The organism is Aeromonas sp. EERV15 (assembly GCF_900079845.1).
Lineage (GTDB): Bacteria > Pseudomonadota > Gammaproteobacteria > Enterobacterales > Aeromonadaceae > Aeromonas > Aeromonas sobria.
In genome coordinates this window covers 1-470 of the sequence record NZ_FKKY02000111.1, presented here as the reverse complement: position 1 = coordinate 470, position 470 = coordinate 1, and the positions used below count along the sequence as shown (strand labels likewise).

Sequence of the window (470 nt, the reverse complement as noted above, 5' to 3'; positions counted from 1 at the left end):
ACATCGGTGGTTCGTTCCGCGATTTTGTCGTGGACTGAACGGAGCTGTCAGCATCCGCAGCATGCAGCAGGAGGGTCGTCTATGCTGAGCGATCGCGCGTCCCACACCGAAGGACAGTCAACCGTTGGCATGTGCTCGACACAAGCCGACGTGTTGAGCCCGCGAGAGGGTGAGGCAGGGATACTGAAGCGGCTGAGCGCGCTGGGCAGGAGAGATGAAGACCCGATCGACCGGGGCTATCGATACCTCAGCCAGACCTTCGACGTCGACCGCTGCTACCAGGCCACTCTGAGCCGGGCGCCGGATTTCACGTCCCGCATCGAGATGCCGGATGAGATATTCACCTCCGCGATCATCTTGGACCTCCTGATGAACAGCAGGTTGAGCTCCAGGGTAAAGCGCCGTCTCACGGAGTTTCTCGGCGAGAGCCACGATGACGGGCTCTTCTCGTACTTCATTGATGCGAGCCT

General features: G+C 60.2%; 1 protein-coding gene. It reads left to right on the top strand.

Features of this window, described 5'->3' with window-relative positions:
• Positions 1-81: 81 nt before the first annotated feature.
• The coding region (locus BN4575_RS20640; RefSeq protein WP_141689912.1) for a hypothetical protein at positions 82-470 on the top strand (389 nt) is incomplete at its 3' end.